Raw genomic sequence first — 20,504 nt, 5'->3', positions numbered from 1 at the left:
AAGTTCGGCAGCGTCGACAGATCGTTCCCGAACGACGCCGTCTCCGAGGTGAACCGGTCACCCGTCAGCTGCATCCCGTCACCCGAGTCACCCGCGAACCGGATGATGACCCGGTCCAGGCGCTGTACATCCTTCTCGCCCGCGTGCTTGCGCTGCTCTCCGACCACTGCACCATCGGCCTGCTCGGCCGGGCTACTGACCTGGCTGGTCACTGAACTGGACCTCCTTCGAGGCGGCTCCGCGGGAGTGGCCGGCCGACCGGCCCCTCCATGGCCCACCCTACGTCGGTAAGGGTCGCCTTCCCCGGATAGTTCGCATGATGGACGCGACAATGAGACACCTTTATGACCTTGTTTGTCACGATTTACCCACCCCCATGGCCCACCGTTCGAAGACGCGCCCACTCATCCCTTGGTTCTAGGACCGGTTCGGGGGTGACCCCGAACCGGTCCGGGGCCGGCCGACCGATTCCCGCCATATCTGACAGGGTGTCAGGTCATCACGAGTTCAGGTAGGTGAGCACCGCCAGAACGCGCCGGTGATCCCCGTCACTCGGAGACAGCCCCAGCTTCAGGAAGATATTGCTGACGTGCTTCTCCACCGCGCCGTCGCTCACGACCAGTTGACGCGCGATCGCCGAGTTCGTCCGCCCCTCGGCCATCAGGCCGAGCACCTCACGCTCGCGCGGGGTCAGCCCCGCCACCACGTCCTGCTTGCGGCTGCGCCCCAGGAGCTGGGCCACCACCTCGGGGTCGAGCGCCGTGCCGCCCTGCGCCACCCGCACCACCGCGTCCACGAACTCGCGCACCTCGGCCACCCGGTCCTTGAGCAGATAGCCCACGCCGCGGCTTGAACCGGCCAGCAGCTCGGTCGCGTACTGCTCCTCCACGTACTGCGAAAGGACCAGTACCCCGAGCCCCGGGTGCTGCTTGCGCAGCAGGACCGCGGCGCGCACGCCCTCGTCCGTGTGCGTCGGCGGCATCCGCACGTCGGCGACCACGACGTCCGGCAGCGCGCCCTGCGCGGCCAGGTCGGTGATGGTCTTGACCAGCGCGTCCCCGTCGCCCACGCCCGCCACCACGTCGTGCCCGCGGTCGGTCAGCAACCGGGTCAGGCCCTCCCTGAGCAGCACTGAATCCTCGGCGATGACCACTCGCACTCTGTCCTCCACGTTTTTCGGCCCCCCGCAGCCCGTCCCACCCGTTCAACAGCCATCAGCATCCCAGTATCCGGACGGTCCTGGGCCGCGGTGGCGGGATTGACCGGGAAGAAGAAGGGGTGCCGGGCGACACGCGTGTGCGGCGCGCCCCGGGAGGGTGCACCGCACACACGTGAGGCTGGTCGTCAGGCGCGCCGCCACGGCAGTTCCGCCGTGATCCGGGTCGGGCCCGCAGCCGGAGAGTCCACCAGGAGGATCCCGTCGACGGCGTCGAGCCGTTCGGCGAGCCCCGCGAGGCCGGAGCCCGCGACGGCGTCCGCGCCGCCCACGCCGTTGTCCGCCACCTGGAGCATCAGCCGGTTCTCGACCCGCCACACGTCGACCGTGGCGCGGGTCGCCCGGCTGTGCTTGCTGACGTTCTGCAGGAGCTCGCTGACCGTGAAGTACGCGATGCCCTCGATGGCCGGCGCGGGCCGCGCGGGCAGGTCGACCTCGACCTGCACCGGGACCGTGCAGCGGGAGGCGACGGAGGACAGGGCCGCGTCCAGGCCGCGGTCGGTCAGGATGGCCGGGTGGATGCCGCGGGCCAGGTCCCGCAGCTCCTGGAGCGCCGTCTTCACCTCGCCGTGCGCCTCGTCCACCATGCGCTGCGCCGCCCGCGGGTCCTCCGTCAGCTTCTCCTTCGCGAGACCCAGGTCCATCGCGAGGTTGACCAGGCGGGCCTGCGCGCCGTCGTGCAGGTCGCGCTCGATGCGGCGCAGGTCGGCGGCGGCCGTGTCGACGACGACGCCGCGGTCCGACTCCAGTTCCACGACCCGCGCGCCGAGCCGCGAGGGGCTGAGCAGCCCGATGACCAGGGCACGGTCCACGGAGGCCAGCGCCCTGATGATCCACGGCGTCGCGAGCGTGATCAGCAGGCCGACCGCCGCGGTGACCGTGATCTCGAAGGGGTTGTCCAGGTAGAAGTTGTGCGAGCCGTCGCCGTACAGCTGGATCCCGCCCTGGCCCGCGTACATCGGGAAGACCCACTGCCACAGGGGGTACGAGAGCAGGGACCAGCCCACCGTCCAGAAGACCAGCGCCACGTTGAACGCGAAGACCGCCCACGGGAAGTGCACGACCGTGTACAGCAGGTTGCGCCACGACTCGCCGTTCTTGAGGACGGCGCCCATCCACGCCATCGGGCCGTGGGCGCGGGGCCGCAGCGGAGCCGGCGCGCCGACGTCAACGCCGAGCAGCGCGCGCGCCCTCGCCCGCTCCATCGCGGCGAACCCGCGCGCCCCGGCGAGCGCGCCGGCCAGCACCGGGACCCCGAGGAACGTGATCAGCAGGCCGGCGCCGAGCGACACCATCGTCACCGCGTACACGAACGTGATGACGCTGACCGGGAGGCTCAGGAGCAGATAGCCGAGCTCGCGGAACGTACGGGCCTCGAACGGCGCGCGCAGCCCGGCCGGGAGACGGTGGCGCCGCTCCCAGGCCACCGCGTCGTCGCGGTAACCGTGTCCCTGTCCGTGCTGCGTGGGCGTGATCATCGGTGAGGTCCGTCCGTTCTGCTCGTCCGCCTGGTACTTCCGCCTGGTACTTCCAGATTCCCCGCGGCGGCGCCTCGCGGCCATGGAGCCGGTCGGCGTCTTGGACCGGGGGTTTTCCCTACCCCCGCGGTGGCTCTCAGGCAGGCGTGCGGTCGCGCCAGGGCAGTTCCGCGGTCACCGTCGTCGGGCCGCCCTCCGGCGAGTCCACGACGAACAGGCCGTCCACCGCGCCGAGCCGGTCCGCGAGGCCCGACATGCCCGTGCCCTTGTCCAGGCTCGCGCCGCCGTGCCCGTCGTCCCGTACCTGGATCAGCAGCCGGTCCGCGGAACGCCACACGTCGACCGACGCCGACCGCGCACCGCTGTGCTTGCTGACGTTCTGGAGCAGCTCGGACACCGTGAAGTACGCGATGCCCTCGATCGCCGCGGCGGGCCGCTGCGGCAGGTCCGCCGTCACCTTCACCGGGACCGTGCAGCGCGAGGCCACGGAGGACAGGGCCGCGTCCAGGCCGCGGTCGGTCAGGACCGCCGGGTGGATGCCGCGAGCCAGATCCCGCAGCTCCTGAAGGGCCAGCTTCACCTCGCCGTGCGCCTCGTCGACCATGGCGGCAGCGGCGTCCGGGTCCTCCAGGAGCTTCTCCTTCGCGAGGCCGAGGCCCATCGCGAGGTTGACCAGGCGGGCCTGCGCGCCGTCGTGCAGGTCGCGCTCGATGCGGCGCAGGTCGGCGGCGGCCGTGTCGACGACGACGCCCCGGTCCGACTCCAGCTCGGCGATCCGCCGCTCCAGCTCGTCCGAGGGAGACAGGAGCGCCCGCGCCATGGCCCGGTCCGCGTTGGCCAGGCCCCGCACGATGAACGGAAGCACCGGCCACAGCACGAAGAGCCCGGTCAGCGTGATGGCGAACGTGAGCACACCCCACGGCAGCCGCATGAACTCGTACAGCACCGTCCGCCAGCCCACCGGGTCCTTGAGGCGGGACCACAGTCGGCCGAAGAAGCCCTCGTCCCGCCTGCGCGGCAGCGGGCTCGGCTCCTCGATGCGCAGGCCGAGCAGTGCGCGGGCCCGCCCACGCTCCGCCTTCCCGAGCTGACGCGCGCCGAGCAGACCGGCCGCGAGCACCGGCAGACCGATCACCGTCACGGCCAGGCCGACACCGGTGGCCAGCATCGTCACGACATAGACGAAGCCGAGCACCGCGACCGGCAGATTGCTGAGGAGATACGCGATCTCCTTCCAGGTGTGCCGGTCGAAGGCGAGGCGCGGGGCCGGCGGGCGGTCCACGTCCGGCTCTGGGGTGACGATGCGAGCGGTCATATGCGACAGCGTGCCCGGCCGGGCGCCGGGGCGCCATGAGGAGGGCTGCCGGACCTGACGGGGGATAACCCCACCTCAACCCTGGACGCCTGCTTACCGTCTCTTTAACAGGCCCTAGACTCCCGTGCGTACAGATCGTCGAACACCACGAGCGAGGGGCGGACGTGCCGGAACCGACCATGGTCGCCGCGGACTACTTCCAGTCGTACTCCGTCGTCGGCGTGCTCGCCGTCGTGGGCGTCCTGTTCGTGGCCGTCGCCTTCGGCGCGGGACGGCTGCTGCGGCCGGTGGTGCCGACCCCCGAGAAACTCCTGACGTACGAGTGCGGCGTCGACCCCGTCGGCGACGGCTGGGCCCACACCCAGGTCCGCTACTACGTCTACGCGTTCCTCTACGTGATCTTCGCGGTCGACTCGATCTTCCTCTTCCCGTGGGCGACCGTCTTCGCCGATCCGCAGTTCGGCGCGGCGACGCTCGTGGAGATGTTCATCTTCCTCGGCTTCCTCGCCGTGGGCCTGCTGTACGCATACAAGAAGGGCGTCCTCACATGGACGTGACCCCCTCGGAGCCCGTGCTCCTGCCGGATCCCGTCAGCCCGAAGAAGCTGGGCGTGCTGTCCCGCCTGGCCCCCGAACCGATGAAGGTGGTCCTCAACTGGGGCCGCCGCTACTCGCTCTGGGTCTTCAACTTCGGACTGGCCTGCTGCGCCATCGAGTTCATCGCGGCGTCCATGGCGCGGCACGACTTCATCCGCCTCGGCGTCATCCCCTTCGCGCCGGGCCCGCGCCAGGCGGACCTGATGATCGTCTCCGGCACGGTCACGGACAAGATGGCCCCGGCCGTGAAGCGCCTGTACGAGCAGATGCCCGAGCCCAAGTACGTCATCTCGTTCGGCGCCTGCTCCAACTGCGGCGGCCCGTACTGGGACTCGTACTCGGTCACCAAGGGCGTCGACCAGATCATTCCGGTCGACGTGTACGTGCCCGGGTGCCCGCCCCGGCCGGAGGCGCTGCTCCAGGGGATTCTGAAGCTTCAGGAGAAGATCGCGCGCGAGTCGCTGGGCGAGCGGTACGCGGCGGCCGGGCGGCCTTCGGCGGCCGCGCTCAGCAGCGGTCTCGTGAAGCCGCCGGTCCCCACGCGCGACGACTCCGGGGAGGGTGAGCGGTGACCGGCTGGCTGCCCCGCCCTGTCGAGGAGCTCTTCGGCCCGGACGCCACGGCCGAGGAGTCGTACGAGGTCCTCACCGTCGACGTTCCCGCGGACACCTGGATCGCCGCCCTCGAAACGGCTCGCGCCACGCTGGGCTGCACCTACTTCGACTGGCTGAGCGCGGTCGACGAGCCCGGCACGGGCTTCCGCGTCTGCGCGCACGTCGTCGCCCTGTCTCCCGTACGCCGACTGCTCCTGCGCACCACCGTGCCGCACGACGCCCCCGTCCTGGCCACCGCGGTCGACGTGTACGCGGGCGCGGGCTGGCACGAGCGCGAGACGCACGAAATGTTCGGCGTCCGCTTCGAGGGGCACCCGCACCTGGTGCCGCTCCTCCTTCCCGACGGCTTCGAGGGCCACCCCCTGCGCAAGGACTTCGTGCTCGCGGCGCGCGTCGTGAAGGCGTGGCCGGGGGCCAAGGAGCCAGGGGAGTCCGCGGCGGGTGCGGGGCACGGTGGGCCGAAGCGGCGGCAGATGCTGCCGCCGGGTGTTCCCGACCCGAACGAGTGGGGCCCGCTGAAGGGCCAGCTTCCGCCCGCGCCGGCCCGTCCGGCCCGTGGCGCGGGCCGCGCGGCGGGCGACCGTCCGGCGCGACGGACGCGCACGGCGGGGGAGGGGTCGGCCAGTCAGACGGGTCCGGCGGGTTCGGAGGGCCAGGCCGGCCAGGCGGGCCAGGTGGGTCCGGATGCGGCGGCGGCCGCGCCGCCGAGGCGTTCGCGGAGCGCGTCGCAAGGGTCGGCTTCACAGACGCCGGGGACTCCTGCGGCGCCGGCGGCTCCTGCAACTCCTGAGGCCCCTGCGGTGCCTGAGACACCTACGGCGCCCAAGCCGGACGCCGCGGGCAAGTCCGGCGCCACCGGCGACGCGCCCTGGCACCACGCCCGCCCGGCCTTCGACGAGCCGAAACCGGCCGCGCCGAAGGAGCCCACGCCTGAGGCCCCGGACACACCGGACGCCCCTGAGGCACCGGCCACCCCGGAGACGGCACCGGAGGCACCGGCCACCCCCGAAACCCGGGATGCCGAAGAAACCCCCGACGCCCCCGATGCCACCCCCGAAACTCCAGAAACCCCCGAAGCCCCCGACACCCCCTCAGGAGGAACGGAGTGAACGACGTGCTCGATGTCGCTCTGCGGCTCATCGTCGTCTTCGTCGCCTTCCTGGTCCTGCCCCTTGTCGTCGGCCAGACCGAGCACAAGGTGATGGCGCACATGCAGGGCCGCCTCGGCCCCATGTACGCGGGCGGCTTCCACGGGTGGGCGCAGCTCGTCGCCGACGGTGTGAAGTTCGCGCAGAAGGAAGACGTCGTCCCCGCCGACGCGGACCGCCGCATCTTCCAACTCGCGCCCGCCGTCGCCCTCCTGCCGTACCTCCTCGTCCTGCTGGCCATCCCCGTCGGCCCGAGCGAGGGCGCGGTCGGCCAGGTCGTCGACGCCGGCATCTTCTTCGTGCTCGCCGTCATGGGCGTCGGAGTGCTCGGCTCGCTCATGGCGGGCTGGGCGTCGGCCAACAAGTTCTCCCTCCTGGGCGGCCTGCGGACCGCCGCGCAACTCCTCGCCTACGAGCTGCCGATGCTGCTCGCCGCCGCCTCGGTCGCGATGGCCGCGGGCACCGTCTCGCTGCCCGGCATCCTCGACGCGTTCGAGTGGTGGTGGGTGCCGTGGCAGATCGTCGGCGCCCTCGTCTTCTTCGTGGCGGGCCTCGCCGAACTCCAGCGCCCGCCCTTCGACATGCCGGTCGCCGACTCCGAGATCATCTTCGGCGCGTACACCGAGTACACGGGCCTGCGCTTCGCCCTGTTCCTGCTCGCCGAGTACGCCGGGATCGTCGTTCTGTGCGGCCTGACCACCGTCCTGTTCCTGGGCGGCTGGCACGGGCCGTGGGGCGGCGACGGCCTCGGCTGGGTCTGGACGCTGCTGAAGGCGGCCGTCCTCGCGTTCGTCGTGATCTGGCTGCGCGTCACCTACCCCCGTCTTCGCGAGGACCAGCTCCAGAAGCTCTCCTGGACCCTCCTCGTCCCCCTCGCACTCGCGCAGATCGCGCTCACCGGAATCGTGAAGGTGGCGATCAACTAGTGGCTCCGATCCCAGGCGCAGGTCTCGCCAAGGGCCTCGCCGTCACCCTCCGCACCATGACGCGGAAGACCGTCACCGAGCAGTACCCGGACGTCCAGCCCGAACTGCCGCCCCGCACGCGTGGCGTCATCGGCCTGTTCGAGGAGAACTGCACGGTCTGCATGCTGTGTGCCCGTGAGTGCCCGGACTGGTGCATCTACATCGACTCCCACAAGGAGACGGTGCCGGCCGCCGTCGAGGGCGGCCGCGAGCGCAGCCGCAACGTCCTCGACCGCTTCGCCATCGACTTCGCCCTGTGCATGTACTGCGGTATCTGCATCGAGGTGTGTCCTTTCGACGCGCTGTTCTGGTCCCCGGAGTTCGAGTACGCGGAGACGGACATCCACGAACTCACCCACGAGCGCGACCGGCTGCGCGAGTGGATGTGGACGGTCCCGGCCCCGCCCGCGCTCGACCCGGCGGCCGAGGAACCCAAGGAACTCGCCGCCGCCCGCAAGGCCGCCGACAAACTGGCAGCCGCCCAGGCCGCCGCCCTCGAAGAGCCCCCCGGCCCGGAAGCCCCCGGAGGCCCGGAAGGCAGCGGTCCTGGAGCCCCCGGCTCCGGACAGGAGGGATCCGCGTGAGCGCCCTCGCAGCGGCCGCCGCCACGGCCACGCAGACCCGCGGTTTCCTCTCGCCGACCGGCGTCGAGATCGCGTTCCTCCTCGTCGGCCTGGTCACCTTCGGCGCCGCGATCGTCACCGTCACCACCAAGCAGCTGGTGCACGCGGCCCTGTGGCTGGTCGTCGCCCTCGGCGGCCTCGCCGTCGAGTACCTGCTGCTCACGGCCGAGTTCATCGCCTGGGTGCAGGTCCTCATCTACGTCGGCTCCGTCGTCGTCCTCCTTCTGTTCGGACTGATGCTCACGAGGGCGCCCATCGGCCGCTCCCCGGACGCCGACTCGGGCAACCGGTGGGCCGCGCTGACGGTCGCGGTCGCCGCGGCAGCCGCCCTCGTCTGGGTCGTCGTGGACGCCTTCCGTACGACCTGGGTCGACCTCGACGGCGCCCCTCAGGGCACCACCGCGGTGACCGGATCGATCCTCTTCCAGCACTGGGTGCTGCCCTTCGAGGCCCTCTCGGTCCTGCTGCTCGCGGCCCTCGTCGGCGCGATCGTCCTGTCCCGCAAGGCCACCAACGCCGCCAAGGCACAGGACATGAACACCAAGGCCCGGGAGGGGAACCGCTGATGCACCTCGCCTACCCCGCCGTCCTGTCCTCCCTGCTCTTCTGCACGGGCCTGTACGGAGTGCTGGCCCGCCGCAACGCCGTCCTGGTCCTGATGTCCGTCGAGCTGATGCTCAACGCCGTCAACCTCAACCTCGTCGCCTTCGACGTCTGGCTCAGCAAGGCGGCCCGCGACACCCTCCACTCCGGCCAGGCACTGACCCTCTTCACCATCGCCATCGCCGCCGCCGAGATCGGCATCGGCCTGGCGATCGTGCTCGCCGTGTACCGCGGCCGCGGTACCTCCGACATCGACAAGCTCCGCGACACCGCCGAGTCCCCGGACGACGGCGGACCCGACGGCCCGGCACCGGACGGCTCCGCCCCGGACGCCGGCGCCGAGGCCGCGACGGACGAGAAGGCCGAGGCCACCGCGTGACCACCACGACCCTCGCCGTACTCGTCCCCCTCCTCCCGTTCCTCGCCGCCGCGGCGGGACTGCTCCTGGGCCGCACCGCCCCCGGCTTCGTACGGCCCCTCGCCGTGCTGCCGACCCTCGCGGCCCTGGCCCTCGCCGTCCTCGTCGCCGTGCGCCAGGCCGGCGGCCCGAGCGTCGACGCGGCCACCGAACTCACCCCGACGGGCTCGGTCCCCATCGAGCTCGCCCTGCACATCGACGGCTTCGCCGCGCTCGTCGCCGTCCTGGTCTGCTTCGTCGCGTCGTGCGTGCAGATCTACTCGACGGCCTACCTGCGCGACGACCCGCGCTACCCGTCGTACGCCGCGCTCGTCTCCCTCTTCACCTCCGCGATGCTCCTCGTCGTCTACTCGGGCGACCTGATGGTGCTGCTCGTCGGCTGGGAAGTCATGGGCATCTGCTCGTACTTCCTCGTCGGGCACTACTGGGAGACGCCCCAGGCGCGCGCCGCCTCCCTCAAGGCGTTCCTGGTCACCAAGCTCGGCGACGTCCCCTTCCTGATCGGCCTGTTCGCGCTCGCCACCGACGCCGGGTCCTTCCGCATCACCAAGGTGCTCGGCGCCGTCGCGAGCGGCGGCCTCGACCACCCCACGCTGATCGCCCTGCTGCTCCTCGCGGGCGTGGCGGGCAAGTCCGCGCAGTTCCCGCTGCACACCTGGCTGCCCGACGCGATGGCCGGCCCCACGCCGGTCTCCGCGCTGATCCACGCGGCGACGATGGTCGCCGCCGGTGTCTACTTCGTCGCCCGGCTCCTCCCCGTCTTCGCGGCCTCAGGCGCCGCCCTGGTCGTCCTCGCCGTCATGGCCGCCGTCACGATGACCGGCTCGGGGCTCGCCGCCCTCGCGCAGGACGACATCAAGCGCGTCCTCGCGTACTCGACGATCGGCCAGCTCGGCTACATGACCGGCGCCCTCGCCGTCGGTGACCGCGGCGCCGCCGTCTTCCACCTCCTGTCGCACGGCGCCTTCAAGGCGCTGCTGTTCCTCGGGGCCGGTGTGGTCATCCACGCCGCCGGTACGAACTCGCTCGCCGCCATGTCCCGCATGAAGAACCTGCGAGAGCGCGTCCCCGACGCCTACTGGACGATGACCGTGGCGCTCCTCGCGCTCGCCGCGATCCCGCCGTTCAGCGGCTTCTTCTCCAAGGAGGCCGTCCTCGGCTCCGCCGAGCACGCGGCCACCGGCCACGCCGAGGCGATCCCGGCCTCGGCGGGCTGGATCGTCCTCGTGTCCGGCCTCCTCACGGCCCTGCTCACCGCCGCGTACGCCACGCGTCTGTGGCTCCTGGCCTTCCGCGGCCACGGCGCCGAGGCCCCGGACCACGGCAAGCAGCCCGTCGCGATGAACGCCGTCCTGTGGGTCCTGGCGATCCCCTCGCTCGCCTTCGGCCTCGCCGTCGGTGTCCTGCCCGGCTGGTTCGACGGCCGCTCGCTGACCCCGACCCTCACCACCTCCGTCCTCGGCACGGGCGTCGCCCTCGTCGGCGGGCTCGTCACCTACGCGGCCTGGCGCCACACCACGGCCCTCGCCGCCGGCACCCCGCTGGGCGCCGTGGCCGCCCACCCCGACGCGGACGGCGGCCTGGTCGAGGCCGAGGCCATCGCGACCCACACGGCCGCGTACGGGGACATCGCCTACGCCCCCGACCCGGCGGACCCCGGCCGTCTCCTGCTCGGCCCGCTGCACCGCCACGCGGCCACCGGCTTCCACCTGGACGCCGTCTACGCGGTCCTGTTCGTCCGGCCCGTCCTGGCCGCGTCCTCACTGGTCCGATTCCTCGACCGCGAGGTCGTCGAGACCTACGTACGCGGCGCCGCCGCCGTACCCGACTGGCTGGGCCGGGCCGTCCGCCGCGCCCAGACCGGCAACGTGCAGACCTATCTCAGCGCCCTGCTCGCAGGGACCGTCGTCCTGGCGATCGCCGTCGTCCTCGTCGCCACCGCCGGAGCGTGAGCAGCCGTGATCGATATCAGCGAATCCGTGATGCAGTTCCTTCTCGCACTGATCGTCGCCGGCCCGCTCATCGGCGCCGTCGCCGCTCTTCTCCCCGCCCCGCCCGGGCTGAAGGGGAAGTCCCCGGACCAGGCCGTGCTCCGCCACGGCGTGACCGTGACCGGCGTGATCCTCATCGCCGCGATCGTCCTCGCGCTGGGCTTCGACCATGACCATCCGTCAAAGATGCAGGCCACGACCGACATCAGCTGGATCCCCGCACTCGACGTGCGCATCCACCTCGGCATCGACGGCATCTCGCTCCCCCTCCTGGTCCTGACCGCGCTGCTGACCTTCCTCTGCGCGCTGTACTCCTACTTCAAGATGCCAACGGGCCCGTCCCCCAAGGCATTTGTCGCGCTGATCCTCGTCCTCGAGTCCGGCACCCTCGCGACCTTCGCCGTGCTCGACCTGCTGCTCTTCTTCCTCGCCTTCGAGATGGTCCTCATCCCGATGTACTTCCTCATCGCCCGCTGGGGCGGTGAGCAACGAACCAGGGCAGCCTGGAAGTTCATCCTCTTCACGCTCCTCGGCTCCGTCGTGATGCTGCTCGGCATCCTCCTCATCGGGCTCAAGTCCGGCACATTCGACATGGTGGCACTCGCCTCTGACAACGGCCGGGGCCTGAGCACGTCCGTGCAGGTCACCGCCGTTCTGGCGATCGGGATCGGGCTCGCGGTCAAGACGCCGATGTGGCCCCTGCACAGCTGGCTGCCGGACGCCCACACCGCCGCGCCCACCGTCGGCTCGGTCCTCCTCGCCGGCGTACTGCTGAAGATGGGCACGTACGGATTCGTCCGGATCCTGCTGCCGATCACGCCCGACGGCATGCGCACCTTCGCGCCGTACCTCGCCGCGTTCGCCGTCGTCGGGGTCATCTACGGGTCCCTGGCCTGCCTCGCCCTCGCGCGGCCCGGCGCCAAGGGCGACCTCAAGCGCCTCATCGCGTACTCGTCCGTCGGGCACATGGGCTTCGTCCTGCTCGGGATCTCGACGATGTCCCCGACCGGCGTCAACGGCGCCCTCTTCGCGAACATCGCCCACGGCCTCATCACCGGCCTGCTGTTCTTCCTCGTCGGCGCCCTCAAGGACCGCACGGGCAGCTCGGACCTCGACACCCTTGCCGAGCAGGGCGGCATGGCGCTCTACGGCAAGGCGCCGCGCCTCGGCGGCCTCCTCGCTTTCGCCGCCGTCGCCTCCCTCGGGCTGCCCGGCCTCGCCGGGTTCTGGGGCGAGATGCTCGCCCTGTTCGGCGCGTTCAAGCCGGCCGCAGGCCTGAGCCGCCCGGCGTTCCTCACGTTCATGGCGATCGCGGCGTTCGGCACGCTGCTCACCGCCGCCTACATGCTCGCCGTCGTCCGCCGGGTCTGCATGGGCCCGCACGAGGCCGAGACGCCGAAGCTCGCCGACGTCCAGGGCTACGAGTTCGCCGCCTGGACCCCGCTCGTCGCCCTCACCGTCGTCGGCGGGCTCTGGCCCGCGGCCCTGATCGGCCTCACCGACCCGGCCGTGCAGAAGCTCCTCGCAGGAGGCACCCAGTGACCGCCGTCGCCGCGCCCTCCGTGGTGTCCCTCGTCCAGTCCGTCGACTGGCTCGCGATCGCGCCGCCCACCATCGCGGCGGTCGTCGCCCTCGTGGTGCTCGTCGCGGACCTGTTCCTCGGTGAGCGCAGGAAGGCGCTGCTCGGCTGGGTCTCCGTCGCGGGACTCGCCGCCGCCGCGCTCGCGCTGCTGCCCCTCCTGGACGGCGACCGCTCGACCTTCTGCCTCAAGACGCTCAAGGGCGAGCAGGCGGCGTGCAGCTACACGGCCGACCACTTCACGCTCGTCATCCAGTTCCTCGTCCTGGCCGGCGCCCTGCTGACCGCGCTGCTGTCCATCACCGGCATCAAGGACGCGAAGAACACGGCAGCCAGGGCGCCGCTCCCCGAGGGAGAGTTCTGGTTCCTGCTCCTGTCCTCCGCCGCGGGCGCCGCGCTGCTGCCCGCCTCGCGCGACCTGGCGACCCTCGTCGTCGCCCTGGAAGTGGCGTCCCTGCCGGCGTTCGCCCTCGTCGGCATCAAGCGTGACGACCGGCGCTCCGCCGAGGCGGCCCTGAAGTTCTTCCTGTCCTCGGTCACGGCGACGGCGGTCACCCTCCTGGGCGTCAGCTTCGTCTACGCGACGACGGGCACCCTGCACCTCACGAGGATCGCCACCGCCCTGACGCACGTCGACGGGCAGTTCCACACCCTGGCCCAGGCGGGCGTCGTCCTCACCCTCGTCGGCTTCGCCTTCAAGACGGCCGCCGCCCCCTTCCACTTCTGGGTGCCCGACACCTACGTAGGAGCCCCTCTCCCGATCGCCGCCTACTTGTCGGTGATCGGCAAGGCGGTCGGCTTCTCCGGGATCATCCTCGTCACCGTCGTCGCCTTCCCGTCCTACGCCGACGTGTGGGGTCCCGCCCTCGCCGCCCTTGCCGCGCTCACCATGACCGTGGGCAACGTGGCGGCCCTGCGCCAGCAGGCCACGCGCGCGTACAGCGCGGTACGCCTGCTCGCCTGGTCCTCGGTGGGCCAGGCCGGCTACCTCCTCGTCCCGATCGCCGCGGCCGCCTACTCCAAGGACGCCGACAAGGCCATCGGCTCCACCGTCGCGTACGCCCTCATGTACGCCGCCGTGAACCTCGGGGCCTTCGCCGTGGCCGCCCTCGTCGCCCGTACGAAGCCCCTGAACCGCATCAGCGACTACCGCGGCCTGTACCAGTCCCGCCCGCTGGCCGCCCTGGTCCTCGGCTTCTTCCTGCTCTGCCTCGCGGGCCTGCCGCCCGGCATCATCGGCCTCTTCGCGAAGGTCACCGTCTTCTCGGCGGCCGTCGACGCGGGCCTCGGCTGGCTCGCCGTCGTCATGGCCGTCAACGTCGTGATCGCCCTCTACTACTACCTTCAGTGGACGGCGACCCTGTTCCGCTCCACCGAGGGTGAGCAGGCGGTACAGCGGATTCCGGCCCCGCTCACGGCGGCGATCGGGCTCACCGCCGTCATCGGGGTCGCCCTGTCGGGCGCGCCTCAGATGGTGCTCCGTTTTGCCTCGACGGGCCTCTTCTAGGCACCCTCATAGCGCCCCCCAAACGTCGTACACCAGGGAGACACTGCCGTGCTGAGCGGGTTCAAGGACTTCATCCTTCGCGGGAACATCGTGACCATGGCGATCGGCCTCGCCGTCGGTTCCGCCTTCACCGCCGTCGTCACGGGCTTCAGCACGGCGTTCATCGCCCCGCTCATCGGCCTCGCGACGAGCTCGGCCGGCGACTTCAGCAAGGCGCACTTCCAGGTCGAGGGCACGGACTTCCCGTACGGCAAGTTCGTCTCCGCGGCGATCGCCTTCGTGATCACGGCGGCGGTGCTCTACTTCCTCGTCGTCGTCCCGATGATGAAGCTCCAGACCCGCCTCGACCGCGGCAAGCCGGTCGACGCCAAGGCGACCCTGCGCGACTGCCCGCGCTGTTTCAGCCAGATCCCCGCGATCGCCACCCGCTGCTCCCACTGCACCAGCGAGCTCAAGGCCGACTCCGAGGCCCTCGCGCTCGCCGGGCTCCCCGAGCAGCGCTGACCCCCTCCGGCGGGGCACCGCCCCACCCGTACGGCCTACACGCGCCCTGTGCGCGCGCAAGGGAACTCGTCCTCCTCGTCTGGCGTTGACCAGTACAGGAGGGTCCACTGGAGCGTGGAAGCACCCAGCACCAGCAAGCAGAGGGTTCCCCTGCCGCACCACATGGAGGGCGTACCGTGCACCGCCGGCACAACGGGCTGAAGACCGCCGTACTCCTCGGCGGACTGTCCGCCCTCATCATCGTCATCGGCAGTTTTTTCGGCCGTACGGGGCTGATCGTGGGCCTCGGCATCGCCCTCGCGACGAACGCGTACGCGTACTGGAACAGCGACAAGCTGGCCCTGCGCGCGATGCGCGCGCGCCCCGTGAGCGAGTTCGAGGCCCCCGCGCTCTACCGCATGGTCCGCGAGCTGTCGACGCAGGCCCGCCAGCCGATGCCCCGCCTGTACATCTCGCCGACGGAAGCCCCCAACGCCTTCGCGACGGGCCGCAATCCGCGTAACGCCGCGGTGTGCTGCACCGAAGGCATCCTGCGGATCCTCGACGAGCGCGAGCTGCGCGGTGTCATCGGGCACGAGCTGAGCCATGTCTACAACCGCGACATCCTGATCTCGTCGGTCGCCGGCGCCCTCGCCTCGGTGATCATGTTCCTGGTCAACTTCGCCTGGCTGATTCCCATCGGTCGCTCGAACGACGACGAGGGGCCCGGCCTGCTCGGCATGCTGCTGATCATGATCCTGGGCCCGCTCGCGGCCACGGTCATCCAGCTCGCCATCAGCCGCTCCAGGGAGTACGAGGCGGACGCGTCGGGCGCCCAGCTCACGGGCGACCCGCTGGCCCTGGCGAGCGCTCTGCGCAAACTCGACGCGGGGACGAAGCAGTTGCCCCTGCCCCCGGAGCCGCGGATCGAGACCGCAAGTCACATGATGATTGCGAACCCTTTCCGTCCCGGGCAGGGCATGTCCAAGATGTTCTCCACGCATCCGCCGATGGCGGAGCGCATCGCCCGGCTCGAGCAGATGGCAGGTCGTCACTCGTGAAGACAATCCTCAACATCATTTGGCTAGTGCTGAGCGGCTTCTGGCTGTTCCTCGGCTACATGCTCGCCGGACTGATCCTCTGCATCACGATCATCGGCATCCCGTTCGGTATCGCGGCGTTCAGAATCGGCGTGTACGCGCTGTGGCCGTTCGGCTATACGACGATCGAGCGCCACGACGCGGGCGCCCCGTCCTGCATCGGGAACGTGCTGTGGCTGATCCTGGCCGGCTGGTGGCTCACCCTCGCCCACATCGTGACGGGCATCGCGCAGTGCATCACGATCATCGGCATCCCGCTGGGCATCGCCAACTTCAAGCTGATCCCGGTCTCCCTGATGCCGCTCGGCCGCGAAATCGTCAAGACGGACCAGCGGTTCGGGGCGCGGTAGCCGGACGGGATCAACTCGGCCGTACGGCCAAAGAGTTGTCCCCTGTTTTGCGTAGCAAAGGGACCCCGCGTGCTCCGTGTGGAAGCATGGTCGGCGCACGGGGGAGGTGGGCAGGCAGGCCCGAAACGTCGTGAAACCGCGGCCTGCGCGCGAAGATGCAGCACGATTCCGCAGAGAGTGCACAGAGTCCGGACAGTCCCGAAAACGGTTCCAGGAGCGGTCCCGAAGACGGTTCCAAGGGTGGTTCCGGCGGCGGTCCCAAGGGTGGCCCCGGGGGTGGTCCCGAAAGCCGTTCCGTGCGCCTCTTCACGGATGGCTTCCTCGACCCGGACGCCCTCGGGGACGAGCGCTCCGCGGCCGTCCTGCTGTCCGCCGCGGAGCGCGCCACCGAGCGGCTGCGCCCCGGCGACATCCTGTACGCGGTGCTCGACGCCCGCGACCTCGCGGTGCTCCCCGCGTTCGAGGGCGCGCTCGCCGAGGGCGCGGCCCCGCACCACCTCCTGGAGACACTCGCCGTATACGCCCCGCCGGGGAACGGCTACGCGTTCGACGGCGCACGTGACCACGTGAGCCCCGAACTGGCCGTGGCCTTCGAGGAGTTCGAGGAGCGCTGCGCACGGGACGCGGTGGGGGCGGAGGTCCGTCTGGAGCTCCTGCTGGCCTGTCTGCTCGACGCCCCCTCCGCGGACGAGCGGGACTTCCTGGCCCCGCTCCTCGACCTGCCCCTGGCCGCCGAGGCGCTGCGCAGGCAGGTGGGCGTCCACGCCGACGAGCCGGCCGAGCTGTACGACGACGCGTCCGGCCGGCTGCGCTCCGAGGAGTTCACGAACGACGCCTGGGCGGTCCTGGAGCTTGCCGCCCAGCGTGCCGCCGAGCTCGGCTACGACCGGCTGCTGCCGCCGCACTGTCTGATGGCTCTCCTCGCGGAGACCGAAGGGCCGGCCGAGCGCCTCTTCAGGCTTCAACTGCCGCTCCAGGTCGGCCTGGTGAAGGCGCTGGAGATCATCACGCAGGCGTTCCGGATCACCGAGCAGGGCAGCCGGACCGCCCCCCGCCTCGACCGCGACGGGACCGGTGAGTCCCTGCGGGACCTGCTGTACGCGGCGCGCACGACGGCCGCCCGCTGGGACGCCGAGCGGATCGACACCCCGCACCTGCTCGCGGCCCTCCTGGACAGCCCGCCGCAGCGGCTCGCCTCCGTCCTGTCCGCCGAGCCGCTGCGCCTCGACATCAAGCGGCTGCGCGAGAGCGTGCGCGACGTACTGGGCGAGTCCCGGTCGGCGGCGCCCCGCGAGGTCCCCTTCCGGCTGCCCGCGTTCCTGCCGCCCTCCGAAGACCTCACCTGGCTCGCCAGGACCGGGGCCATCGGCCCGGCCGCCCACCTCGACGGCTATTTCGAGCCGCTGTGCCGAGCCCTGCACCGCACCGAGAACAACCACGTACTGCTCACCGGCCTGCCCGGCATCGGCACCACCACCCTGCTGCGCGAGCTGGCCCGGCGGGCCGCCGCGGGCGAGATCCCGTTCCTGCGCCGCAAGCGGTTCCTGCGCGTCGACTGCAAGGACGTCGCCGCCGAGCGCAGCGGCGAGCAGCTGACGGCGCTGATCAGCCAGGTGGCGGGCCGAACCGACCTGGTCGTCTGCGTCGACGGCCTGGGCCCCCTGCTGCGCGGCCCGCGCGGCGCCGACCACCTGCTGGAGCTGCGCCGCGCCCTGAAGGAACGCAGCATCCACCTCATCGGAGTGCTCGCCGAGCACGACTACGACGACCTGGTCGCCGCCGACCACGTCCTCCAGGAGCTGACCTGCCGTATCGACATGGCGGAGCCGGAGCGGGACGCGGCGCGGGCCATGGTGCGGCTCGCGGCGGACGCGCTGGAGACGGAGTTCACCGGGATCCGGATCGAGCACCACGCGGTGGCGAGGGCCGTGGTCCTCGCGGGCGACTTCGTCCGCCACCAGCGGCTGCCGCTGTCCGCCGTCAAGGTGCTGCGCCGCGCCTGCGAGGACCTCGACTACGCGCGCAGGCAGCACGGCGACAGGCGCAGTGCCGTCACGCTGGACGAGGTGGCCGACGTGGTGTCCGAGCTGTCCGGGCTGCCGCGCGAGCAGATCGCCGGCACGGGCGGCGAGCGGATCGACTACGCCATGGCGCTCGGCGCCGACGTGGTCGGGCAGGACCAGGCGGTCCGGGTGGTCGCGGACGAACTGCGGCGCATCAAGGCGGGCCTCGCGGCGGTCAGTTCGGGACCCGCGTCCGTGCTGCTCTTCGCGGGCCTGACGGGTGTCGGCAAGACCGAGCTGGCCAAGCGGGTCGCCAGTCTGTACTCCGCGTCCAAGCGGCTCCAGACGTACCCCATGGAGAACTTCACCGAGCCGCACAGCGTGTCCGGGATCCTCGGCTCCCCGCCGGGCTATGTGGGGCACGACCGCGGCGGGCGGCTCATCAACGAGCTCAACAGCGACCCGTACTGCGTGTTCCTCCTCGACGAGGCGGAGAAGGCGCACCCCGAGGTGCTGCGGCCCTTCCTCAACCTCTTCGACGAGGGCTGGATCACCGACCAGCGGGGCGTCAAGGCGCACGGCGACCGCGCCATCTTCATCCTCACGACGAACGCCGGGCACGAGATCATCTCGCGCTTCGGCGAGGGCAGCTCGGACGAGGAGATCTCCGCCGCCGTGCGCGCCAAGCTCGCGTCCGAGCGCAGCCGGGACGGCACGCCCGTGTTCACCCCCGAGTTCCTGGCACGCGTCCGCCGCGTCATCGTCTTCCGCCCGCTCGCCGGCGACGCGATGACCGCCATCGGCCGCAAGGTGATCGACCGGCAGGCGGCCTTCTGGCGCGAGAAGCGGGAGAAGGAGCTGATCGTCCCCGAGGACCTGGTGGCTTACGCGGGAGCGCTCGGCCACCGTCTCAACTCCGAGGCGGGCGGCCGGGAGGGCGGCCGCATCATGGCCAAGGTGCTCTCCGACCTGGTCGAGAACCCCGTTCTCGCGGCGGCCGAGGAGCGGGCCGAGGAGTTCCAGGCGTGCGACCGGATCGTCGTCGAGTTCGTGCCCCCGCCACCGCCGGGCGTGCGTGACGCCCTGTTCTCCGGCCGGGACGAGGCGCCCGACGCATCCCGTACGCGGGTGCGCTTCCTGTCGCCGGAACCGGCGGACGGGGCACAACTGTCCTTTGTGGAAGGCGGGTTGACCAAGTCCGGTGGGAGCGGAGAGGGGGACGCACACGATGAACCAGGCCGCACCGGATGAATCCGATCTGCGCGGACTCGAAGGCCGGGTGGTCGACGGCCGCTACGCACTGAGCGGGTGGATCGGCGGCGGCGGTTTCGGCGCGGTCTTCCGTGCCGACCAGTACATCCTCGGCCATCCGGTGCGCAGCGTGGCCCTCAAACTCTCCCGGCGCTCGGGCCTGACCGAGGAGAACGCGGCGGAGCTGTTCCAGGACGTCCTGCTGCTCGCCGAGGCGATGGACACCATGGCGGACGCCGAGGCGCGCCGCCATCTCGTGCACGTGTACGACGGCGGCCTCGCCCAGGGCCTCGGGGGCCGCGCCTTCCTCGCCATGGAGTACGTCCCCGGGGACACGCTCGCGGGCCAGTTCGCCGAGATGGGGCGGGTCCCGGCGCCGCTCCTGGTCAAGTGGGCGCGGCAGATCTGTGTGGCCCTGCGCGGCCTGCACCGCCTGGACCCGCCGCTGCTGCACCGCGACCTCAAGCCGGACAACGTCCTGCTGGGCAGCGACAACTGGGTCCGGCTCATCGACTTCGGCCTGGCCGCCAGGATGCTGGAGCTCGGCCATGTCCCGGGCACGGTCGGCACCCTCCAGTACATGGCGCCGGAGACCGCGGCCGGCTCCAGCGTCCCCGAGTCCGACCTGTACTCGCTGGGGCTTCTGATGTACGAGGGCCTCACCGGGCACCACGCGTACGCCCATCTGACACCGCCGCCCGCCCTGCCCGAGTCGGCGCACGGCGACTGGCTCCAGGAGCAGAAGCGCAACGCGCCGCCCGTACGCCCCTCGGTCCACAACAACCTCGTCCCGCCCGCCCTGGACGCCCTCGTGATGCGCCTGCTCGAACTGCGGCCCGCGCAGCGGCTGCGCAGCGCGGAGGACGTGATCGCCGCCCTGGACGTGGCCCTCGACAAGCCGGTCGTCCGGCCGCCCGGCGAGCCCGAGCTGGAGAAGGGGCGGCAGCTGAGGGCACAGGGCCAGGCCGCGGCCGCCGCGACCGTCCTGCGCAGTGGCCTCGAGCGCAGCCACGTTCCCGACCCCTTACGCCTGGGCCTGCTCACCGAACTGGGGCAGGTCCATGAGTCCCTGGGTGATCACCTGGCGGCGGCCCACTCCTGGGCGGACGCCTGTGAACTCGTCCGCGGACGCGCCCTGATGCCGTCCGGCGCCGACCGCGCCAGGCTCGCCCGCCGCGCGGAGGAGGCGTTCCGCAAGGTCGGCAACCGTTTCCAGGCGGAGCGGTTCGGGCGCCTCGCCCGAGCCGAGCGGAACGGGGGGTGA

Annotated in this window: 18 protein-coding genes and 1 pseudogene; 15 read left to right on the top strand and 4 right to left on the bottom strand. The window is 71.5% G+C overall.

Annotated elements, in window-relative coordinates:
* The 4 genes and pseudogenes from ACIPWY_RS29385 to ACIPWY_RS29370 form a co-directional block, all read right to left on the bottom strand.
* Positions 1-212, bottom strand: a pseudogene (locus ACIPWY_RS29385) (2-oxoglutarate ferredoxin oxidoreductase subunit alpha); the annotation flags it as partial.
* Positions 213-499: 287 nt separating this feature from the next.
* On the bottom strand, positions 500-1,159 hold the full coding sequence (locus ACIPWY_RS29380) for a response regulator transcription factor (RefSeq protein WP_362904441.1): 660 nt from the start codon (positions 1,157-1,159) through the stop codon (positions 500-502).
* Between the two features lie 185 nt (positions 1,160-1,344).
* Positions 1,345-2,694: a sensor domain-containing protein gene (locus tag ACIPWY_RS29375; RefSeq protein WP_362904009.1), complete on the bottom strand. Its 1,350-nt coding sequence runs from the start codon at positions 2,692-2,694 to the stop codon at positions 1,345-1,347.
* A gap of 136 nt (positions 2,695-2,830) precedes the next feature.
* The gene (locus tag ACIPWY_RS29370; RefSeq protein ID WP_390013511.1) at positions 2,831-4,009 is read right to left on the bottom strand and encodes a sensor histidine kinase; all 1,179 of its coding nucleotides are present in this window, start codon (positions 4,007-4,009) and stop codon (positions 2,831-2,833) included.
* 179 nt (positions 4,010-4,188) lie between these two features.
* Here ACIPWY_RS29370 and ACIPWY_RS29365 point away from each other — a divergent pair, with 179 nt between their 5' ends.
* The 15 genes from ACIPWY_RS29365 (at position 4,189) to ACIPWY_RS29295 (ending at position 20,504) form a co-directional block, all read left to right on the top strand.
* Positions 4,189-4,566 (top strand): NADH-quinone oxidoreductase subunit A, encoded by a 378-nt coding sequence (locus ACIPWY_RS29365; protein WP_362904443.1) that lies wholly within the window; start codon positions 4,189-4,191, stop codon positions 4,564-4,566.
* Positions 4,557-5,177 (top strand): NADH-quinone oxidoreductase subunit B, encoded by a 621-nt coding sequence (locus tag ACIPWY_RS29360; protein ID WP_401535692.1) that lies wholly within the window; start codon positions 4,557-4,559, stop codon positions 5,175-5,177. The genes ACIPWY_RS29365 and ACIPWY_RS29360 overlap by 10 nt, the downstream gene beginning before the upstream one ends.
* Entirely contained in the window at positions 5,174-6,328 is a 1,155-nt protein-coding gene (locus ACIPWY_RS29355; RefSeq protein ID WP_362904015.1) for an NADH-quinone oxidoreductase subunit C, read from the top strand. Before ACIPWY_RS29360 ends, ACIPWY_RS29355 begins: the two co-directional genes overlap by 4 nt.
* Complete coding sequence (locus tag ACIPWY_RS29350) at positions 6,325-7,293, top strand: complex I subunit 1 family protein (RefSeq protein WP_362904017.1); 969 nt, start codon at positions 6,325-6,327, stop codon at positions 7,291-7,293. The genes ACIPWY_RS29355 and ACIPWY_RS29350 overlap by 4 nt, the downstream gene beginning before the upstream one ends.
* On the top strand, positions 7,293-7,916 hold the full coding sequence (locus ACIPWY_RS29345; protein WP_362904019.1) for an NADH-quinone oxidoreductase subunit I: 624 nt from the start codon (positions 7,293-7,295) through the stop codon (positions 7,914-7,916). The genes ACIPWY_RS29350 and ACIPWY_RS29345 overlap by 1 nt, the downstream gene beginning before the upstream one ends.
* On the top strand, positions 7,913-8,521 hold the full coding sequence (locus tag ACIPWY_RS29340) for an NADH-quinone oxidoreductase subunit J (RefSeq protein WP_401535689.1): 609 nt from the start codon (positions 7,913-7,915) through the stop codon (positions 8,519-8,521). The genes ACIPWY_RS29345 and ACIPWY_RS29340 overlap by 4 nt, the downstream gene beginning before the upstream one ends.
* Positions 8,521-8,937: an NADH-quinone oxidoreductase subunit NuoK gene (gene nuoK / locus ACIPWY_RS29335; RefSeq protein ID WP_362904023.1), complete on the top strand. Its 417-nt coding sequence runs from the start codon at positions 8,521-8,523 to the stop codon at positions 8,935-8,937. Before ACIPWY_RS29340 ends, nuoK begins: the two co-directional genes overlap by 1 nt.
* Positions 8,934-10,928, top strand: a complete 1,995-nt coding sequence (locus tag ACIPWY_RS29330; RefSeq protein ID WP_401535687.1) for an NADH-quinone oxidoreductase subunit L — start codon at positions 8,934-8,936, stop codon at positions 10,926-10,928. The genes nuoK and ACIPWY_RS29330 overlap by 4 nt, the downstream gene beginning before the upstream one ends.
* Positions 10,929-10,934: 6 nt before the next feature.
* Positions 10,935-12,509 carry a NuoM family protein gene (locus ACIPWY_RS29325; protein WP_401535685.1) on the top strand — a complete coding sequence of 525 codons (1,575 nt, stop codon included), beginning with the start codon at positions 10,935-10,937 and terminating at the stop codon, positions 12,507-12,509.
* Entirely contained in the window at positions 12,506-14,053 is a 1,548-nt protein-coding gene (locus ACIPWY_RS29320) for an NADH-quinone oxidoreductase subunit N (protein WP_362904029.1), read from the top strand. The genes ACIPWY_RS29325 and ACIPWY_RS29320 overlap by 4 nt, the downstream gene beginning before the upstream one ends.
* Before the next feature lie 48 nt (positions 14,054-14,101).
* Positions 14,102-14,557, top strand: coding sequence for an MscL family protein (locus ACIPWY_RS29315; protein WP_362904031.1), 456 nt, complete (start codon positions 14,102-14,104; stop codon positions 14,555-14,557).
* 176 nt (positions 14,558-14,733) lie between these two features.
* Positions 14,734-15,597: a zinc metalloprotease HtpX gene (htpX, locus tag ACIPWY_RS29310; protein ID WP_362904033.1), complete on the top strand. Its 864-nt coding sequence runs from the start codon at positions 14,734-14,736 to the stop codon at positions 15,595-15,597.
* The gene (locus tag ACIPWY_RS29305) at positions 15,594-15,986 is read left to right on the top strand and encodes a YccF domain-containing protein (protein ID WP_362904035.1); all 393 of its coding nucleotides are present in this window, start codon (positions 15,594-15,596) and stop codon (positions 15,984-15,986) included. Before htpX ends, ACIPWY_RS29305 begins: the two co-directional genes overlap by 4 nt.
* Positions 15,987-16,282: 296 nt before the next feature.
* Entirely contained in the window at positions 16,283-19,240 is a 2,958-nt protein-coding gene (locus tag ACIPWY_RS29300; RefSeq protein WP_401535681.1) for an AAA family ATPase, read from the top strand.
* Complete coding sequence (locus tag ACIPWY_RS29295) at positions 19,218-20,504, top strand: serine/threonine-protein kinase (RefSeq protein WP_401535678.1); 1,287 nt, start codon at positions 19,218-19,220, stop codon at positions 20,502-20,504. The genes ACIPWY_RS29300 and ACIPWY_RS29295 overlap by 23 nt, the downstream gene beginning before the upstream one ends.

It is taken from the genome of Streptomyces sp. NPDC090032 (assembly GCF_044748025.1).
Classification (GTDB): domain Bacteria; phylum Actinomycetota; class Actinomycetes; order Streptomycetales; family Streptomycetaceae; genus Streptomyces.
This window is presented reverse-complemented; position numbering and strand designations above follow the sequence as displayed.